This window comes from Zoogloea sp. (genome assembly GCF_017302315.1).
GTDB lineage: Bacteria > Pseudomonadota > Gammaproteobacteria > Burkholderiales > Rhodocyclaceae > Zoogloea.
Genome location: NZ_JAFLDT010000001.1, coordinates 16,420 through 34,595, shown reverse-complemented (window position 1 = coordinate 34,595; position 18,176 = coordinate 16,420). Strand labels below are relative to the sequence as shown.

General features: G+C 62.0%; 17 protein-coding genes. All 17 read left to right on the top strand.

The window, feature by feature from the left end:
• Nucleotides 1–129: 129 nt before the first annotated feature.
• The 17 genes from J0L98_RS00180 to J0L98_RS00100 all read left to right on the top strand — a co-directional run bounded on the left by J0L98_RS00180 (nucleotide 130) and on the right by J0L98_RS00100 (nucleotide 18,168).
• Entirely contained in the window at nucleotides 130–1,005 is an 876-nt protein-coding gene (locus tag J0L98_RS00180) for an alpha/beta hydrolase (RefSeq protein WP_296409223.1), read from the top strand.
• Complete coding sequence (locus J0L98_RS00175; protein WP_296409222.1) at nucleotides 1,002–1,841, top strand: 3',5'-nucleoside bisphosphate phosphatase; 840 nt, start codon at nucleotides 1,002–1,004, stop codon at nucleotides 1,839–1,841. Before J0L98_RS00180 ends, J0L98_RS00175 begins: the two co-directional genes overlap by 4 nt.
• Nucleotides 1,842–1,871: 30 nt before the next feature.
• Nucleotides 1,872–2,495 (top strand): L-threonylcarbamoyladenylate synthase, encoded by a 624-nt coding sequence (locus J0L98_RS00170; RefSeq protein ID WP_296409221.1) that lies wholly within the window; start codon nucleotides 1,872–1,874, stop codon nucleotides 2,493–2,495.
• Nucleotides 2,496–2,562: 67 nt separating this feature from the next.
• Complete coding sequence (locus J0L98_RS00165) at nucleotides 2,563–3,222, top strand: site-2 protease family protein (protein ID WP_296409220.1); 660 nt, start codon at nucleotides 2,563–2,565, stop codon at nucleotides 3,220–3,222.
• A gap of 6 nt (nucleotides 3,223–3,228) precedes the next feature.
• Nucleotides 3,229–4,431, top strand: a complete 1,203-nt coding sequence (locus J0L98_RS00160) for a tryptophan--tRNA ligase (RefSeq protein ID WP_296409219.1) — start codon at nucleotides 3,229–3,231, stop codon at nucleotides 4,429–4,431.
• A 91-nt stretch (nucleotides 4,432–4,522) separates the two neighbouring features.
• Complete coding sequence (locus tag J0L98_RS00155; RefSeq protein WP_296409218.1) at nucleotides 4,523–5,353, top strand: ScpA family protein; 831 nt, start codon at nucleotides 4,523–4,525, stop codon at nucleotides 5,351–5,353.
• Entirely contained in the window at nucleotides 5,334–5,906 is a 573-nt protein-coding gene (gene scpB / locus J0L98_RS00150) for an SMC-Scp complex subunit ScpB (RefSeq protein ID WP_296409414.1), read from the top strand. The genes J0L98_RS00155 and scpB overlap by 20 nt, the downstream gene beginning before the upstream one ends.
• A gap of 49 nt (nucleotides 5,907–5,955) precedes the next feature.
• Nucleotides 5,956–7,032 (top strand): 23S rRNA pseudouridine(2605) synthase RluB, encoded by a 1,077-nt coding sequence (gene rluB / locus J0L98_RS00145; RefSeq protein WP_296409413.1) that lies wholly within the window; start codon nucleotides 5,956–5,958, stop codon nucleotides 7,030–7,032.
• A gap of 153 nt (nucleotides 7,033–7,185) precedes the next feature.
• Entirely contained in the window at nucleotides 7,186–7,614 is a 429-nt protein-coding gene (rimP, locus tag J0L98_RS00140) for a ribosome maturation factor RimP (protein WP_296402271.1), read from the top strand.
• A 21-nt stretch (nucleotides 7,615–7,635) separates the two neighbouring features.
• A complete protein-coding gene (nusA, locus tag J0L98_RS00135; protein ID WP_296402273.1) occupies nucleotides 7,636–9,108 on the top strand; it encodes a transcription termination factor NusA in 1,473 nt (490 codons plus the stop codon).
• Nucleotides 9,109–9,125: 17 nt separating this feature from the next.
• Nucleotides 9,126–11,969, top strand: a complete 2,844-nt coding sequence (infB, locus tag J0L98_RS00130; RefSeq protein WP_296409217.1) for a translation initiation factor IF-2 — start codon at nucleotides 9,126–9,128, stop codon at nucleotides 11,967–11,969.
• A gap of 3 nt (nucleotides 11,970–11,972) precedes the next feature.
• Entirely contained in the window at nucleotides 11,973–12,407 is a 435-nt protein-coding gene (rbfA, locus tag J0L98_RS00125) for a 30S ribosome-binding factor RbfA (protein ID WP_296409216.1), read from the top strand.
• A 47-nt stretch (nucleotides 12,408–12,454) separates the two neighbouring features.
• Nucleotides 12,455–13,372: a tRNA pseudouridine(55) synthase TruB gene (gene truB, locus J0L98_RS00120; RefSeq protein ID WP_296409215.1), complete on the top strand. Its 918-nt coding sequence runs from the start codon at nucleotides 12,455–12,457 to the stop codon at nucleotides 13,370–13,372.
• Nucleotides 13,373–13,447: 75 nt separating this feature from the next.
• Nucleotides 13,448–13,717 (top strand): 30S ribosomal protein S15, encoded by a 270-nt coding sequence (gene rpsO / locus J0L98_RS00115; protein ID WP_296402283.1) that lies wholly within the window; start codon nucleotides 13,448–13,450, stop codon nucleotides 13,715–13,717.
• 194 nt (nucleotides 13,718–13,911) lie between these two features.
• A complete protein-coding gene (pnp, locus tag J0L98_RS00110) occupies nucleotides 13,912–16,008 on the top strand; it encodes a polyribonucleotide nucleotidyltransferase (RefSeq protein WP_296409214.1) in 2,097 nt (698 codons plus the stop codon).
• 151 nt (nucleotides 16,009–16,159) lie between these two features.
• A complete protein-coding gene (locus J0L98_RS00105) occupies nucleotides 16,160–17,623 on the top strand; it encodes an NAD-dependent succinate-semialdehyde dehydrogenase (protein ID WP_365953960.1) in 1,464 nt (487 codons plus the stop codon).
• Complete coding sequence (locus tag J0L98_RS00100) at nucleotides 17,623–18,168, top strand: class I SAM-dependent methyltransferase (RefSeq protein WP_296409211.1); 546 nt, start codon at nucleotides 17,623–17,625, stop codon at nucleotides 18,166–18,168. Before J0L98_RS00105 ends, J0L98_RS00100 begins: the two co-directional genes overlap by 1 nt.
• Nucleotides 18,169–18,176 lie beyond the last annotated feature (8 nt).

Sequence of the window (18,176 nt, the reverse complement as noted above, 5' to 3'; positions counted from 1 at the left end):
TGCCTGAGCGGTTCCGGGGGTTGCGCCTTCGGCGGCTCGCGGATGACCCACGCGAACTCTCTCCCACACGACGGGGCGCACCTTACCATCGCAGGCGGAGCGGGACAAGGGTCTGTTACACTTGACGGGATGACGCCTTCCCGAAGCCGTTTCCTGTCAGTCCGCGGTTTGCGCTATCACCTGCGTGAGTGGGGTGAGCCCGGGGCGCCAATGGTTTTCATGTTGCATGGCTGGATGGATGTCTCGGCGTCCTTTCAGTTCATCGTGGATGAGCTTGGGAGCGGCTGGCACGTGATTGCGCCGGATTGGCGCGGCTTCGGAAGAACGGAGTGGCGTGGGGATGCTTACTGGTTTCCGGATTATCTCGGGGATCTGGACGCGATCCTGACGGCTTGTTCGCCCGGGCAGCCCGTCAATCTGGTCGGACACAGCCTGGGTGGGAATGTGGCCTGCGTGTATGCAGGGGTTCGCCCGGTCCGGGTTCGGCGGCTGGTTGCCCTGGATGCCTTCGGGTTGGCTGATACGGTGCCTGAGCAGGCGCCGGGTCGCCTGGAGAAATGGTTGAGTGATCTGGCCGTGCCGGCCGCCTTTCGCCGCTACCCGGATCTGGAAGCACTGGCGGGCCGCCTGCAGCTTGATAACCCGCGGCTGTCTGTTGAGAAGGCACGTTTTCTTGCCACACATCTCGGTGAGGCTGATGCCGGGGGGGAGATCCGCATGGCGGGTGATCCCGCACACAAGCGGGTCAATCCGATACTCTATCGGCGAGCCGAGGCACTGGCCTGCTGGCGCAGGGTGAGTGCTCCAACGCTCTGGGTCGAACCCGACATGCCGGCGTTGCGGCACCGGCTCGGCGTGGACGATGATGCGCATGCGGAAGCCCGGGCCGCCTTCCGGGATTTTCGCGAGATCCGAGTGCCGGACAGCGGGCACAACCTGCACCATGACCAGCCGGGAGAGGTGGCCCGGATCATCGAGACTTTCCTGCGGTCCAAGGAATCATGAACGCTCTCAACGCCGATCTGCATTGCCACTCCACGGCTTCCGACGGAACGCTGCCGCCCGGTGACGTGGTTCGCCGGGCCCACGCCAATGGGGTCGATCTGCTCGCCTTGACCGATCACGACGAGTTGCTGGGACTGCCCGAAGCAATGACGGTCGCCGAGGGCTTGGGGCTGCGCTTCGTGCCCGGGGTGGAGATTTCCGTCTCCTGGCTTGATCAGACCCTGCATGTGGTGGGGCTCGGCATCGACCCCACCAATGAGGCACTCATCGCGGGGCTTGCCCAGGTCAGAAGCGGGCGGGACGGGCGGGCGGGGCGTATTGCCGCTGAGCTTGAGCGTATCGGCATTCATGGTGCCCTTGACGGTGCGCTACGTTACGCGGGCAATCCTGCACTGGTCAGCCGGGCCCATTTCGCCCGCTATCTGGTTGAGATCGGGATCGCAAAAAACGTCCACGACGTATTCCTGCACTATCTTGCCCGTGGCAAACCGGGCTATGTGGAACATGTTTGGGCGACCCTCGAGGAAGCAATGGGGTGGATCAAGGGGGCAGGGGGGCTGGCTGTGGTCGCCCATCCCGGTCGCTACCGCCTCAGTCACGCCGAGATGGAGATCCTGTTTGAACGTTTCAAGGATCTCGGTGGCGACGCCATCGAGGTCTCGTGCGGGGCGCATGATGGCGGCCAGGTGCTGGCTTTCGCGAGGATGGTTCGCAAATTCGGCCTGATGGCCTCGCGTGCCTCCGATTTCCATGGCCCGGAGGATAGTCCCATCGATCTGGGGCGCGCCCCCCCGCTGCCTCCGGATCTCACTCCGGTGTGGACACGCTTGATGTGACACATCCTTCCTGTTGTTGATTCCTGAATCATGGCCCAGTTCTTTACGCTCCATGCGGAGCAGCCCCAGGCCCGCCTCATCAAGCAGGCGGCGCAGATCATGCGCGAGGGAGGTCTGGTGGCCTTTCCCACCGACTCCGCCTACGCCCTTGGAGGGCATACGGGTGACAGTCCCCTCCTGACCCGCATCCGCCGCATCCGTGCCGTGGATGAGCGCCATCATTTCACGCTACTGTGTCGTGACCTGTCCGAAATCGCTACTTACGCCCGGGTAGACAACAGCCAGTACCGCCTGCTGAAGGCCACCACGCCGGGGCCCTACACCTTCATTCTGGAGGGCACCAAGGAGCTGCCGCGGCGCGTGCTGCACCCGAAGCGCAAGTCCATTGGTTTGCGGATCCCCGATCATCCGGTGGTGTCCGCCCTGCTCGAAGAACTCGGCGAGCCCCTGCTCAGTTCGACCTTGCTGCTGCCCGGTGACGAGTTTCCCCTTACGGATCCTGACGAAATTCGTGACCGGCTTGAAAAGGAAGTGGATCTTGTCATCGAGGCGGGCCCGTGCCGCGGTGAGGCGACCACGGTCATCGATCTGACCAGCGGAATTCCCGTTCTGGTGCGGGAAGGGCGGGGTAGCCTTGCTCCGTTTGGTCTGTGATCTGCTTTTCGCCAGGGGGGTGTGGGCCCCAGTCTGTTAGAATCGCGGCCCTTCGGCTTTGTCATCCATGCAAGAACTCATCTCGACCCTGACCATCTGGGCACTGCCCGTGCTGTTCGCCATCACGCTCCACGAGGCGGCGCATGGCTATGCGGCACGCCATTTCGGCGATTCGACCGCTGAGCGGGCGGGGCGAATCAGTCTGAATCCGCTTCGTCATATCGATCCCATGGGGACCGTTGTCGTGCCGGCGCTGATTGTTGCAGTAAGCACGCTCTCCGGTGGTTCGCCGATGCTGTTCGGCTGGGCCAAGCCGGTGCCGGTGGATTTCGGCCGCCTGCGGCACCCCAAGGCTGACATGCTTTGGGTGGCTGCTGCCGGGCCGTTCGCCAATCTTGTCATGGCCCTCTGCTGGGCGATGCTGTTTCGCTTTGCAATCATGTCGCCCGAGAACGTTTACGCCTTGCCGATGGCGAAAATGGCGGATGCCGGGATGCAGATCAATGCAGTGTTGATGCTCCTGAACCTCTTGCCCATTCCGCCCCTCGATGGCGGGCGGATCGCGGTCAGTCTTCTTCCGGCCGGGCCGGCCTACACCTTTTCGCGACTTGAGCCCTACGGCTTTCCGATTCTGCTGGTCTTGCTGTTCACCGGTATCCTTGGCGACATTCTTGGGCCGCTGGTGGCCATTTTCCGTTTTGCACTTGCAACCGTTATTGGACTTTGATCATTCATGTTCGCTGAACGCGTCCTCTCCGGCATGCGTCCCACGGGGCGCCTCCACCTCGGCCACTATCACGGTGTACTCAAGAACTGGGTCAAGCTGCAGGCGGAGTATCCCTGTCTGTTCTTTGCGGCTGACTGGCACGCCCTGACGACCGACTACGACAACCCCCGAGGGATCGAGGCCAGCGTCTGGGAGATGATCGTCGACTGGCTTGCCGCGGGCGTCGATCCTTCCCAGGCGACCATCTTCATCCAGTCCCGCGTGCCGGAGCATGCCGAGCTGCACTTGCTCATGTCCATGATGACGCCCCAGGGCTGGCTGGAGCGGGTGCCGACCTACAAGGATCAGCAGGAAAAGCTGACCCACAAGGATCTGACCACTTATGGTTTCCTGGGCTACCCGCTGCTGATGAGTGCCGACATCCTGATCTACCGCGCCGACAAGGTGCCGGTGGGGGAGGATCAACTGCCCCACGTGGAGTTCACCCGCGAACTGGCCCGCCGTTTCAACCACATGTATGGCCGTGAGCCCGGTTTCGAGGAGAAGGCCCGGGAGGCGATCAAGAAGCTTGGCTCCAAGCGCGCCAGGCTTTACGAGGAATTCCGCACCCGATTCCAGCAGAACGGTGACGAGGAGGGGCTGGCCCTCGGCAAGGCCCTGCTCGAGGAGGCCCAGAGCCTCTCCCTTGGCGACCGGGAGCGTCTCTATGGCTACCTCGAAGGCAGTGGCAAGGTGATTCTCGTCGAGCCTGGTGCCTTGCTGACGGAGGCGTCGCGCATGCCCGGTCTGGACGGTCAGAAGATGTCCAAGTCCTACGGCAACACGATCTTCCTGCGTGAAGAGGCGGAGCCGCTGACCAAGAAGATCCGCACCATGCAGACCGATCCCGCACGGGTGCGGCGCACGGACGCGGGAGATCCGGAGAAGTGCCCGGTGTGGCAGTTCCACGTGATCTACTCCGACGACAGCACGCGGCAGTGGGTCACCGAGGGCTGCAAGAGCGCCGGCATCGGCTGTATCGAGTGCAAGCAGCCGGTCATTGATGCCGTGTTGAAAGAGCAGGATGGCATGCGGGAGCGGGCCCAGCCCTATCTCGACGACCCCTCTCTGGTGCGCAGTATCGTTGCCGATGGTTGCGACCGGGCTCGAAAGCTGGCCCAGGAGACCATGCGCGAGGTACGGGACGCCATGGGTCTGAGCTATAGCTGATGACGGGCGGGGTGGTGTTTCGTGGATTTTTGCCTTGGAAGCATGCCCCTCGCGTGTTAGCCTGCGCTGAATAGGAAGGGCGGTGGCCGTGATGACTGCTGACCTTGATCTGGCCCCCCTGGCCGATCCGCTGGATGCCATCATCGGCAGAATGTATGGGCAGCCGATTTTTGATCTGCCCAAGGATCTTTACATTCCGCCCGATGCGATGGAGGTCATTCTCGAGGCCTTCGAGGGCCCGCTTGATCTGCTGTTGTATCTGATACGCAAGGCAAATATCAACGTACTCGATATTCCGATGGCGCCGTTGACGGCCCAGTATTTGGAGTACGTCGAGGCCATGCGCAAGCACAACCTGGAACTGGCCGCGGATTATCTTCTGATGGCGGCGACCTTGCTGGAAATCAAGTCGCGCCTGTTGCTGCCGCGACCGCCCCGGCCGGAGGAAGACGAAGAGCCAGATCCGCGGGCGGAACTTGTGCGTCGCTTGCTTGAGTATGAGCAGGTGAAGCTGGCGTCGATGCGCCTGGATGCCTTGCCGCGTGTGGAGCGGGATTTTGAATGGGTTGGGGTGTTTGTAGCAGAGAAGGTGGTGGAGCGCCTCCCCGAGGTCAGCCTGCATGATCTGCAGGTGGCCTGGTTGAAGATTGCCCGTCAGGCGCGTCTGAAGCGGCATCATACGATTCAACGGGAAGAGATGTCCGTGCGTGAGCACATGACCCTGATTCTCCGGCGGCTTCGTGATGACAGCTTTGTCGTTTTCGAGTCGCTCTTTGACCCGAAGCTCGGTGTTGCCAGCCTTGTGGTGAGTTTTCTTGCGACCCTCGAACTGGTCAAGGAAAGGCTGGTTGTGGTAACCCAGAATGAGGCCTTTGCGCCGATCTATGTGAAGCGTGCCGACAGTGCAACCGGAGACGCCTGAAGAATTAAAGCGGGTGCTGGAAACGGCCCTGCTGGCTGCTGCTGCGCCGGTTCCGGTGGGTGATCTGCGCCGCTTGTTCGAGGAGGATCCCGGTGGTGATCTGGTGCGGCGCCTGCTCGTCGAGCTTGCCGAGGACTGGCAGGGGCGCGGTGTTGAGCTGGTGCAGACGGCCGGCGGATGGCGCTTTCAGACCCGCCTGGAGTATCAGGTCTATCTGGACCGACTCAAGCAGGAGCGTCCGCCCAGATACTCCCGGGCTGTTCTGGAGACCCTCGCGATCATTGCTTATCGCCAGCCGGTGACCCGCGGCGACATCGAAGACATTCGCGGTGTGGTGGTTTCCAGCAACGTATTGAAGACCCTCGAATCGAGAGGGTGGGTGGATGTGGTGGGTCATCGGGATACGCCCGGGAGACCCGGCCTGTATGCCACAACCCGAAAATTCCTGGAGGATCTTGGTCTGCGCAGCCTGACCGAGTTGCCTCCGCTGACTGAAATCGAAAGGATCATGGATCTTGTCGACCTCCCAAAAACCGAAGAACCGGCCGTTTAAGGCCAAGTCAGCCAAGCCCGGACAGGAGTCTGGTCGCCAGGGTCCGCCGGTGGACCAGGGGGGCGGGCGCCGCGGGCGTGGCCGTCCTGATGCGGAGGGTAACCGTGGCGGGCGTCCGCCTCGTGGCGAGGATGAAGGGCGGCAGCCAAAGAGCAATGCGTCGGCTATCGGGCTCAGCGATCTTGCCCCCGGGCGGGGCAACTGGCGGGCCAAGCGTCAGGCGGCGGCCATTGCCGGTGGTGCGAGTCCTTATCCTCTCGCCAGCAGCGAGCTCTTGCCGGCGGTTGAAGGCGAGCGTCGACGCAAGCCCGAAGACTCGACCTACACGGAGCCCCAGCGTCTGCACAAGGTGCTTGCCGCGGCGGGTATCGGCTCCCGGCGGGAGATTGAAGAATGGATCGTTGCGGGGCGCATTTCCGTCAACGGCGAACCGGCAGATGTCGGACAGAAGGTGGGTCCGGGTGATCGCGTCAGGGTCAATGGCAAGCTGATGCCCATCCGCTTCGCCGTGCGGATTCCTCGTGTTGTGCTTTATCACAAACCCGAAGGCGAGATTGTTTCCCGCGATGACCCGGAGGGCCGGCCCACGGTTTTTGACCGGCTGCCGAACCTTCGCAAGGGGCGCTGGATTGCCGTTGGTCGCCTGGACTTCAATACCTCCGGCCTGCTGTTGTTCGTCAATGACGGTGATTTGGCCAACAAGCTGATGCACCCTCGCTACGAACTGGACCGCGAATATGCGGTGCGGATCCTTGGGGAGCTTGATGAGGCGCAAAGAGATGTGCTGTTGAAGGGGATTGAGCTTGAGGATGGGATTGCCCGATTCAATACCCTTCTGGACGGCGGTGGGGAGGGGGCCAACCATTGGTATCGGGTGACGCTTTCCGAGGGGCGGAACCGTGAGGTACGCCGGATGTTCGAGGCCTTGGGGTTGACGGTCAGCCGTCTGATGCGGGTTCGCTACGGCCCTGTGGTTCTGCCCTCGCGGCTCAAGCGGGGAATGTGGGAGGACATGCCGGTTGAGCAGGTGTGCGCGCTGGCTGGGCTTCCCAAGCCCGATACGGCGGGCGGCAAGGGCAAGCGGACTGCGCCCCAGCCTCGCCGCACGCAGCCGCAAGCCCGTTGATATAGGGTCAAAATTGCGCCCGCCCTGGCGGGCTGCTATAATCTTTGTGTTTTATCGGTTCGAAAGAGCCGATCGGCCCTGAAGAGGGCCGACATCCGGTCGAATTTAAACAGGGATGGGCGTTTCGCCCATTTTTCATTTGTGGGCCAGGAAATGGAGCTGCAGAAACTGATCGAACAGACTGCGGAAGGTCTCGGCTACGAACTCGTAGATTTCGAAACCTCGCCCCGCGGCAGGCTCATGCGGATCTTCATCGATTCGCCCAACGGTATCACCGTTGATGATTGCGCCATGGTGAGCAATCAGTTGGTGCGGGTCTTCGAAGTTGAGAATGTTGATTACGATCGCCTTGAGGTGTCTTCTCCGGGGCTTGATCGTGCGCTCAAGAAACCCGCTGATTTCGAGCGCTTTGCCGGTCAGGACGTGCAGGTTCGTCTCTCCATGCCGGTCGCGAATCAGCGCAATTTTGCCGGGGTGCTGCAAGGTCTCAAGGACGGTGTGGTGACCTTGGAGACGGAAAAGGGATCGATGGAGATCCCGTTTGAAGATATCGAGAAGGCCCGCCTGGTTCCCAGGTTTTAAGGGATTTGGAGGTTTGCAGGTATGAGCCGCGAAATTTTGCTGTTGGTCGATGCGCTGGCGCGCGAGAAGAATGTTTCCAAGGAAATCGTTTTCTCCGCGCTGGAGTCCGCTCTCGCTCAGGCGACCAAGAAACGCATCAATGACGAAGCCGATGTGCGCGTCTCCATCAATCGGGAAACCGGCGACTACGAGTCCTTCCGGCGTTGGCAGGTGCTGCCTGATCCGGAGGTGGAGAATGACGAGGCCCAGATGGGCTTGATCGATGCTCGTGAGGAGTATCCGGACATCCAGGTTGGCGACTACGTGGAAGAAGGGCTTGAGCCCATCGATTTCGGTCGCATCGGTGCCCAGGCGGCGAAGCAGGTGATCCTGCAGAAGGTGCGTGACGCCGAGCGCGAGCAGATCCTCAATGACTTCCTGGAGCGCAAGGAGTACATCATCTCCGGCAGCATCAAGCGCATGGAGCGGGGCAATGCCATCATCGAAGTGGGGCGCCTCGAGGCAGTGCTGCCTCGCGATCAGATGATTCCAAAGGAAAATCTGCGCGTGGGCGATCGGGTCAAGGCCTACCTGCTGCGTATCGATCGTGGGGCCCGTGGTCCGCAGCTGATCCTGTCGCGTACCGCCCCCGAGTTTGTGATGCGGCTGTTCGAACTGGAAGTGCCCGAGATCGATGATGGTCTGCTCGAGATCAAGGCCTGTGCCCGGGATCCCGGTCTGCGCGCCAAGATCGGCGTCAAGTCCAATGATCCGCGTATCGATCCGATCGGCACCTGCGTTGGTTTGCGTGGTTCGCGGGTCACCGCGGTACGTAACGAGATCGGTGGGGAAAACATCGACATCGTGCTGTGGTCTCCCGAGCCGGCCCAGTTCGTCATCGGTGCCCTCCAGCCTGCGGAAGTCTCTTCTATCGTTGTTGATGAGGAGGCTCACGCCATGGATGTGGTTGTTGATGAAAACAATCTGGCCATTGCCATTGGTCGCAATGGGCAGAACGTCAAGCTTGCTTCCGAACTGACGGGCTGGAGCATCAATCTGATGACCGAGGCGGAGTCGGAGCGCAAGTCTGAGGCCGAGCACAGCACGGTCCGTCAGCTATTCATCGCCAAGCTTGATGTGGATGAGGAAGTTGCCGACATCCTGATCGACGAGGGTTTCTCCTCCCTTGAGGAGATTGCCTACGTGCCGCTGGCAGAAATGCTGGAGATCGAATCCTTCGACGAAGAAACGGTGAATGAGCTGCGCAACCGCGCCCGTAACGTGCTCCTCACCGAAGCCATCGTCACTGAGGAACAGCTGGAAACCGTTGCCGAAGACTTGCTCGGCCTTGAAGGCATGGACAAGCCTCTGGCTGCCAAGCTGGCTCAGGGTGGCGTTCATACCCGCGACGAACTTGCTGATCTGGCTGTCGATGAGTTGATGGAAATGTCGGGGCTGGACGAAGAGCGGGCCAAGAATCTGATTACCAAGGCGCGCGCGCACTGGTTCGAGTAATACCCCGGAGGTTCAAGATGGGACAGACAACCGTTACACAATTTGCCGGCGAACTCAAAATGCCGGCCTCCGTGTTGCTCGAGCAGTTGCAAAAGGCTGGCGTTGACAAGGCACGGGAAACCGATCTGCTCTCCGAGCAGGACAAGACCCGTCTGCTGGATTTTCTTCGCCGTTCCCACGGCGATACGGCAGCGAAGTCCAAGATCACGCTGACGCGCAAGCAGACCAGCGAGATCAAGGCGACGGACTCCACAGGGCGCGCCCGGACCGTGCAGGTGGAGGTACGCAAGAAGCGAGTGTTCGTCAAGCGTGACGAAGCGTTGGTGCCTGAGTCTGCCGCCTCCGCTTCGGTGGTGACGGATGAAAACGTGGCTGTTGGTCTGTCCGCTGAGGTCGAACCTCTGGTGGAGGTGCTTGAGCAGGTCGCGGAGCCTGTCGTTGCGCCCGTGCCGGAGCTTGTTCCGGAGCCCGAGCCTGAGCCCGTGGTCGAAGTTGCACCCGAACCCGTGCCCGAGCCGATCCCCGAACCCGTGCTCGAGGTGGCGCCGGAGCCCGAACCCGAGCCTGAGCCTGAGCCCGCCCCGCAAGTCGCAGCCGTGCCAGCCGAGCCCGTTGCGACCAAGGCCGAGGCTCGGCCTGCGACGCCAGTGCGGCGTGTAGTGGCCGGCTCCATCCTGAGTGCCGAGGAAAAGGCCAGTCGGGAGCGTGAGGCGCAGCGTCATGCTGAACTTCAAGCCCGTCAGGCGGCTGATCTTCGGGAAAAGCAGGAGCGTGAAGCCCGTGCGCGTGCGGCCATGCTGCAGCGTGCGGAGGAAGAGAAGTTGCGTGCCGCCGCCGCCGAGAAGGCCAAGGTGGAAGGCGATGCCGCCCCCAAGACGGGAACCCTTCACAAACCTGCCAAGACCGAGGAAAAGGGTGCCCGCAAGGATGTCAAGAAGGTCGTGAGCAAGGAAGTCCCCGCGGATGCGAAGCGTCGTGGCGGACTCAAGACCCGTGGCGACACCACGGGGGGTGCCGGAGGCTGGCGCGGTGGTGGTCGCAGTGGTGGTCGCAATGGCGGTCGTCATCAGGAGACCACAGCCTTTGTCGCGCCCACTGAGCCGATCGTTCGCGAGGTTCATGTGCCGGAGACGATCTCGGTTGCCGACTTGGCGCACAAGATGTCCGTGAAGGCCATTGAGGTGATCAAGGCGCTCATGAAAATGGGCTCGATGGTCACCATCAACCAGGTGCTCGATCAGGATACGGCGATGATTCTCGTCGAGGAAATGGGGCACAAGGCTGTCGCGGCCAAGCTCGATGATCCCGATGCCTTCCTCGAAGACAGCGGCGAGCACAAGGATTACGCCCTGGAGCCGCGCGCGCCGGTGGTGACCGTGATGGGTCACGTGGACCATGGCAAGACCTCCTTGCTTGACTACATCCGGCGCGCCAAGGTTGCAGCCGGTGAGGCAGGTGGCATCACCCAGCACATTGGTGCCTACCATGTGGAAACCGACCGCGGCATGGTGACCTTCCTGGATACACCGGGTCACGAGGCCTTTACGGCAATGCGAGCCCGCGGTGCCAAGGCTACCGACCTTGTGGTGTTGGTGGTTGCAGCGGATGACGGCGTGATGCCTCAGACCAAGGAGGCCATCCACCATGCCAAGGCGGCTGAAGTGCCCCTGATCGTGGCGGTCAACAAGATCGACAAGCCCGGTGCCAACCCCGAGCGTGTGCGTCAGGAGTTGATCGCCGAGGGCGTGGTTCCCGAGGCCTATGGCGGCGATACCATGTTTGTCGAAGTTTCGGCCAAAATGGGTACGGGTGTGGATGACCTCCTCGAAGCCATCCTGTTGCAGGCGGAAGTGCTTGAGCTGACGGCGCCGCAGGAGAGCATGGCCAAGGGCCTCATCATCGAGGCCCGTCTGGACAAGGGTCGTGGTCCGGTTGCTACCCTGCTGGTCCAGTCCGGTACGCTCCGGCGCGGCGATGTGCTTTTGGCCGGTGCAACATTCGGTCGTGTTCGTGCGATGCTGGATGAGAACGGCAAGCCCATCGAGGAAGCGGGCCCCTCCATTCCGGTCGAGATTCTGGGCTTGTCCGAGGTTCCGGGTGCTGGCGATGAGGTGGTGGCCCTGGCTGATGAGCGCAAGGCCCGAGAAATTGCCCTGTTCCGTCAAGGCAAATTCCGTGATGTGAAACTGGCCAAGCAGCAAGCCGCCAAGCTCGAAAGCATGTTCGAGCAAATGGGTGAAGGCGAAGTCAAAACCCTGCCGCTCATCATCAAGGCGGATGTGCAGGGTTCCCAGGAAGCGCTGGCCCATTCGCTGGTCAAGCTGTCCAACGACGAAGTCCGGGTGCAGGTCATCCACGGCGGTGTTGGTGCAATCAGCGAATCCGATGTGAACCTGGCACAGGCCTCCGGTGCGGTCATCATCGGCTTCAACATCCGCGCCGACGCGAATGCCCGCAAGCTCGCTGAGACCTTTGGTGTGGATCTTCGCTACTACAACATCATCTACGACGCTGTCGATGAGGTTAAGAGTGCCCTGTCCGGCATGCTGGCGCCTGAGAAGCGTGAGCAGATCCTGGGTCTGGTGGAAGTCCGTCAGGTCTTCACCATCTCGAAGGTCGGCACGATCGCCGGTTGCTACGTGCTGGAGGGGATCGTCAAACGCAACGCTCAGGTGCGCGTGCTGCGCAATCACGTGGTCATTCACAGTGGTGAGCTCGAGTCGCTCAAGCGCTTCAAGGACGACGTCAAGGAAGTCAAATTCGGCTACGAGTGCGGTCTGCAGGTGCGCAATTTCAACGATCTCCAGGAAGGCGACCAGCTCGAAGTGTTCGAAATCCAGGAAGTTGCCCGGACCCTGTAAGCCATGCCCAAGGAGTTTTCCCGAGGTCAGCGCGTGGCGGAGCAGATTCGTCGCGAGCTGGCCGAGCTGATCCGCCTCGAGTTGAAAGACCCCCGCGTCGGTTTCATCACCCTGACCGACGTGGAGATCACCCCCGACTACGCCCATGCGAAGGTGTATTTCACCTCCATGACCGGGCAGGAGGGGCTCGAGGAGATCCAGAAAGGGCTGCGCAGGGCCAGCAGTTTCCTGCGGCGCGAGTTGGGCCGCCGGATCCGCATCCATACGCTGCCCGAGCTGCACTTCCATTACGATCCCTCTGTGGAAACGGGGAACCGCATCTCTGCCCTGATCGACAAGGCCATTGAGGCGGATCGGCAGCTTGCCGATGCGCCTGATGAAGGGGCTGAGGATGGCAGTGACGCCGCGTCGCCCGAGTCTCCCCCGACGACCCCCTGATTCCCCCAGGCGGTGCCTGAGCACCGTCTTTCCAGGAAGTTCTCCGTTTGGCTCACACCCCCCAGCGCCGTACGCCGCGTCGCGTTGTCGACGGCGTGCTGTTTCTCGACAAGCCCCTCGGCCTCAGCTCCAACAATGCCTTGCAAAAGGCGCGCTGGCTGCTGAAAGCGGCCAAGGGTGGTCATACCGGTACGCTTGATCCCATGGCGACCGGCTTGCTGCCACTGACCTTCGGCGAAGCCACCAAGTTTTCCCAAACCCTTCTGGATGCGGACAAGGTCTACGAGGCTACCGTGCTGCTGGGGGTTACGACGACCACAGCGGATGCGGAGGGGGAGGTGCTGGCAAACGCCGCGGTGGATGCCACGGATGCTGACATCGAGGCTGCCCTCGAGCGCTTGAGGGGCGACATCGATCAGGTGCCGCCGATGTACTCCGCATTGAAGCATCATGGCAAGGCGCTCTACGAGTATGCCCGGGCGGGGATCGACATCCCGCGGGAGGCCCGGAGGGTGACGATCCACAGTCTTGAGTTTCTTGCCCGTGAAGGCGACAGCCTGAAGCTGCGGGTGGCGTGCAGCAAGGGCACCTATGTACGCACCCTGGCCTCCGATCTGGGGGCGCTGTTGGGGTGTGGTGCCCACCTTACGGCACTTCGGCGAACGCGTATCGGGCCTTTCGAGCTGGAATCCTCGATCTCCCTGATGGATTTCGAGGCCCTGCCCGAGACGGACCGGGACGCTGAACTGGCGCCGGTGGATGCCTTGCTGGTCCATCTGGAGGTCATGGCGCTTGATGCAATGCAGGCGACGAGTTTTACCCATGGGCAGGCTGTGCAGGTGTGCAGCGATGCAGTGGGCAGGATGTTCCGGGTCTACGCGGGGGAGCGTTTCCTCGGCGTCGGAACCCTGGGGGAGGGTGGGATGATGGCGCCGACGCGTCTCGTTGCCACCGGAAATCAATGAAATGTCTTGAGTAATCCCGTGCCGATTCGATATAATCGCGCGCTTCGCAAGGCTAAATCCTAACCGAGTTAAACAATGGCAATCTCCACTGAACAAAAAGCGCAAATCGTTGGCGACTTCGCGCGCGCCAAGGGCGACACCGGTTCTCCGGAAGTGCAAGTCGCTCTGCTCACCGCCCGCATCAACGATCTGACCGGCCACTTCAAGGTTAACGTCAAGGATCACCACTCCCGTCGCGGCCTCCTGATGATGGTGAGCCAGCGTCGCAAGCTCCTCGATTACCTGAAGCGCAAGAACGTCGATGGCTACCGTGAGCTGATCGCTCGCCTCGGCCTGCGCAAGTAAGCTGATAAAAGCTGCTTCAGTACCGAACGTGACAATCCTGCCCTTGGTGCAGGTTTGATCATGGGCACAGCCGGCGTAAGTCTGTGAGGCTTCGCCGGCTTTGTCACATCTGTGCGCCAGAGAAAACGGCGCGTTACCTCGGCTAAGCGTGCGGTTGTTGTTTGCCGCCAGTCGATTGATTGAAAGGACATCCTTTGCCTACCGCTATCAAGAAGAGTTTTACCTACGGCTCCCACACCGTCACCCTGGAGACAGGTGAAGTTGCCCGTCAAGCCCACGGTGCCGTGATCGTCAATATGGACGACACCGTGGTGCTGGCCACCGTGGTGGCTGCCAAGAGCGCCAAGCCGGGCCAGGACTTCTTCCCCCTTACTGTCGATTATGTTGAAAAGTTCTACGCGGCCGGCCGTATTCCCGGTGGCTTCTTCAAGCGTGAAGGTCGTCCGACCGAGAAGGAAACGCTCACTTCCCGTCTGATCGACCGTCCCATCCGCCCGCTCTTCCCGGATGGCTTCTATAACGAAGTCCAGGTGATTGCCCAAGTGGTGTCCCTGAACCCGGAAGTGGACGCTGACATCCCCGCGATGATCGCTGCCTCTGCAGCGCTGGCCATTGCGGGCATCCCGTTTGCGGGCCCGATCGGCGCCTGTCGCGTTGGTTACGAGAATGGCGAGTACATCCTGAATCCGACGGCTACCCAGTTGCAGACCAGCAAGATGAATCTGGTGGTCGCCGGTACGGAGACCGCCGTGCTGATGGTTGAGTCCGAAGCCCTCGAGCTGCCCGAGGACGTGATGCTGGGCGGTGTGGTTTTCGGCCATACCCAGATGCAGGCCGCGATCAATGCCATCAACGAACTGGTCGAAGTCGCTGGCAAGCCCGAATGGGACTGGCAGGCTCCGGCCAAGAACGAGGCCCTGATCGCCCGCGTCACCGAGATCGCCAGCGCGAAGATCGACGAAGCCTTCCGTATCACCGCCAAGCAGGCCCGTTCGCAGCAGCTGTCGGCAATCGGCAAGGAAGTGCACGAGACACTCGTGGCCGAAGGTGTTGAGTTTGACGCCAACACCGTCAACAACATCATCTTCGATCTCGAAGCCAAGGTTGTTCGTGGCCGCATCCTCAGTGGCGAGCCGCGAATTGATGGCCGTGACACCCGCACCGTGCGCCCGATCGACATCCGTGTCGGCGTGCTGCCCCGTACCCACGGTTCCGCGCTGTTCACCCGCGGTGAGACCCAGGCCCTGGTGGTGACCACCCTGGGCACCGGCCGTGACGAGCAGATTATCGATGCGGTCGCCGGTGAATACCGCGAGCGCTTCATGCTGCATTACAACTTCCCCCCGTTCTCCACCGGCGAATGCGGCCGCTTCGGCTCGCCCAAGCGTCGCGAGATCGGCCACGGCCGTCTGGCCAAGCGTGCGCTGGCTGGCGTGCTGCCGGGCAAGGAAGATTTCTCCTACACCGTTCGTGTGGTCTCGGAGATCACCGAGTCTAATGGCTCCAGTTCCATGGCTTCCGTCTGTGGTGGCTCCCTGGCCATGATGGATGCCGGCGTCCCCCTGACTTCGCCCGTGGCTGGCATCGCCATGGGCCTGATCAAGGACGGTGGCCGTTTTGCCGTGCTGACCGACATCCTGGGCGACGAAGATCACCTGGGCGACATGGACTTCAAGGTGGCGGGTACCGAGAACGGCGTGACCGCCCTGCAGATGGACATCAAGATCCTCGGCATCACCAAGGAGATCATGCAGGTTGCCCTGGCCCAGGCCAAGGAAGGCCGCATGCACATCCTCGGCCTGATGAAGTCGGCCCTGGGCGAAGCCCGCGGTGAAGTGTCCGATTTCGCGCCGCGCATGATCACCCTGAAGATCAACCCCGAGAAGATCCGCGACGTGATCGGCAAGGGCGGCGCGGTGATCCGCGGTCTGCAGGAAGAGACCGGTACCATCATCGAGATCACCGACGACGGCAACGTGACGATCTCTTCCGTGAGCTCCGAAGGCGCGCAAGTGGCCAAGAAGCGCATCGAAGACATCACCGCGGAAGTGGAAGTGGGCAAGGTCTATGAAGGCCCGGTCATCCGCATCCTCGACTTCGGTGCGATCATCAACATCATGCCGGGCCGTGATGGGCTGCTGCACGTCTCCCAGATCGCCAACGAGCGCGTCAATGCCGTGTCCGACTACCTCAAGGAAGGTCAGGTTGTACGCGTCAAGGTGCTCGAGACCGATGAGAAAGGCCGTGTGCGCCTGTCCATGAAGGCACTCTTGAACGAGCAGGCCCAGTAAGGCCGACGTGTTGTCGTGACGGTGAAGGCGGGCGCTGCGGCGCCCGTTTTTCATGGCAGGTAGCGCGTGTGAGGTGGGGGGGAACCTGCCGCATATTGTGTCATCAGAGGGACGAGGCCGCGCGGTGGCCGATTCGGATCAGGAAGAGAGAATCATGCAGACCCTCAAGGAACCCGGCCTGTATCGAACCCAGGCATTTGTGGATGGCCGCTGGCTCGATGCCGAGAATCATGCACGTCTGTCCGTCTTCAACCCGGCGACGGGCGCACTTCTCGGGGATGTGCCGGCTATGGGCGCAGCCGAGACCACTCGGGCGGTGGCTGCTGCCGATTCGGCGCTGCCCGCCTGGCGCAGTCTGCTCGCCCGGGATCGTTCGACGATTCTGCAGCGCTGGTTCCAGCTCATCCTGGCTCACACCGACGATCTTGCCCGGATGATGACCCTGGAGCAGGGCAAGCCCCTTGCGGAGGCGCGGGGTGAGGTGGCGTATGCGGCGTCCTTTGTTGAATGGTTTGCCGAGGAGGGCAAACGCTTGTACGGCGAGACCATCCCGACAACGGGCATCGACCGCCGTTTCATGGTGATTCGCCAGCCGGTGGGGGTGTGTGCCGCGATCACCCCGTGGAACTTTCCGGCGGCCATGATCACCCGCAAGGTGGCACCGGCTCTGGCGGCGGGCTGCACGGTTGTGGTCAAGCCGGCCGAGCAGACGCCCTTTACTGCGCTGGCGCTGGCCCGACTGGCTGAGCAGGCAGGCTTCCCGCCGGGGGTGTTCAACGTTGTTACCGGTGATCCCGTGGCAATCGGTGGGGTGCTGACCTCGAGTCCGGTGGTGCGCAAGCTGTCTTTTACCGGCTCGACCGAGGTCGGTCGCCTGCTCATGGCCCAGTGTGCGCCGACCATCAAGAAGCTCTCCCTGGAGCTGGGTGGCAATGCGCCCTTCATCGTGTTTGACGACGCGGATCTTGATGCGGCGGTGGCCGGGGCGATGGTGTCCAAGTATCGCAATGCCGGCCAGACCTGCGTGTGTGCCAATCGGTTGCTGGTTCAGGATTCGGTGTATGACGCCTTTGCCGCCAAGCTGGCGGTTGCCGTCGAGGCACTGACGGTGGGCGGTGGGTTGGAGCCTGGTGTTACGGTGGGGCCTTTGATCGACGATGAGGCGGTGCTGAAGGTCGAAGCCCATGTGGCGGATGCGCTTGCCAGTGGGGCGAGGGTGCTGACCGGTGGCCGGCGTCACGGGGCTGGCGCACGTTTCTACGTGCCGACCGTACTGGCTGACGTGACCCCGGCCATGCGTATCGCCCGGGAGGAGACTTTCGGACCGGTCGCGCCCCTGTTCCGTTTCCGGACCGAGGACGAGGCGATCCGCATGGCCAATGATACGGAGTACGGGCTGGCAGCGTATTTCTATGCCCGGGATGTGGGGCGTGTCTTCCGCGTGGGTGAGGCGCTTGACTACGGCATGGTGGGCATCAACACCGGGCTGATCTCCACCGAGGTGGCCCCCTTTGGCGGGGTCAAGCAGTCCGGTCTTGGGCGGGAGGGTTCCCGTCACGGTATCGAGGAGTATCTGGAAACGAAATATCTGTGCCTCGGGGGGGTGGATCAGTGATGCGGCATGCCAGTGCCCTGCAGCCCTCCGCCTGGGTGACACGTTTTGCGCCCTTGATCCCGGAGGGGGGAGAGGTGCTTGATTTCGCCTGCGGTAGCGGGCGCCATACACGCTGGCTGGCCAGCAAGGGGTTTCGGGTCGAGGCGGTGGACAGGGATGCGGTGGCTTTGGAGCTGCTGGCCGGTGTGCCCCACGTCAAGACCCGGGAGGCTGACCTGGAAGAGGGGCCGTGGCCTTTTGCCGGTCACCACTTCGACGCCATCGTGGTGACCAATTATCTGTTCCGGCCGCGTCTGGGCCTCCTCCTGCAAGCCCTCAATCACGGAGGGGTGCTGATCTACGAAACCTTCATGATCGGCAACGAACGCTTTGGCAAGCCGAGTAATCCGGACTTCCTGCTCCGATCCCATGAGCTTTTCGAGCGTGTGGGGGATGCGTGCACGGTGCTGGCTTACGAGCAGGGTGAGGTGACGGAGCCGAAGCCGGCGGTCGTCCAGCGGATATGCGCGGTAAAGGGGCACCATCCTTCACTGCGCCTGCCTTGACCGGCGGC

Coding starts and splice junctions, on each gene's coding strand:
- infB (WP_296409217.1), top strand. CDS start 9,126: ATGGGACAGACAACCGTTACACAATTTGCCGGCGAACTCAAAATGCCG.
- J0L98_RS00175 (WP_296409222.1), top strand. CDS start 1,002: ATGAACGCTCTCAACGCCGATCTGCATTGCCACTCCACGGCTTCCGAC.
- rbfA (WP_296409216.1), top strand. CDS start 11,973: ATGCCCAAGGAGTTTTCCCGAGGTCAGCGCGTGGCGGAGCAGATTCGT.
- nusA (WP_296402273.1), top strand. CDS start 7,636: ATGAGCCGCGAAATTTTGCTGTTGGTCGATGCGCTGGCGCGCGAGAAG.
- J0L98_RS00155 (WP_296409218.1), top strand. CDS start 4,523: ATGACTGCTGACCTTGATCTGGCCCCCCTGGCCGATCCGCTGGATGCC.
- J0L98_RS00100 (WP_296409211.1), top strand. CDS start 17,623: ATGCGGCATGCCAGTGCCCTGCAGCCCTCCGCCTGGGTGACACGTTTT.
- J0L98_RS00180 (WP_296409223.1), top strand. CDS start 130: ATGACGCCTTCCCGAAGCCGTTTCCTGTCAGTCCGCGGTTTGCGCTAT.
- rimP (WP_296402271.1), top strand. CDS start 7,186: ATGGAGCTGCAGAAACTGATCGAACAGACTGCGGAAGGTCTCGGCTAC.
- J0L98_RS00160 (WP_296409219.1), top strand. CDS start 3,229: ATGTTCGCTGAACGCGTCCTCTCCGGCATGCGTCCCACGGGGCGCCTC.
- rpsO (WP_296402283.1), top strand. CDS start 13,448: ATGGCAATCTCCACTGAACAAAAAGCGCAAATCGTTGGCGACTTCGCG.
- J0L98_RS00165 (WP_296409220.1), top strand. CDS start 2,563: ATGCAAGAACTCATCTCGACCCTGACCATCTGGGCACTGCCCGTGCTG.
- J0L98_RS00170 (WP_296409221.1), top strand. CDS start 1,872: ATGGCCCAGTTCTTTACGCTCCATGCGGAGCAGCCCCAGGCCCGCCTC.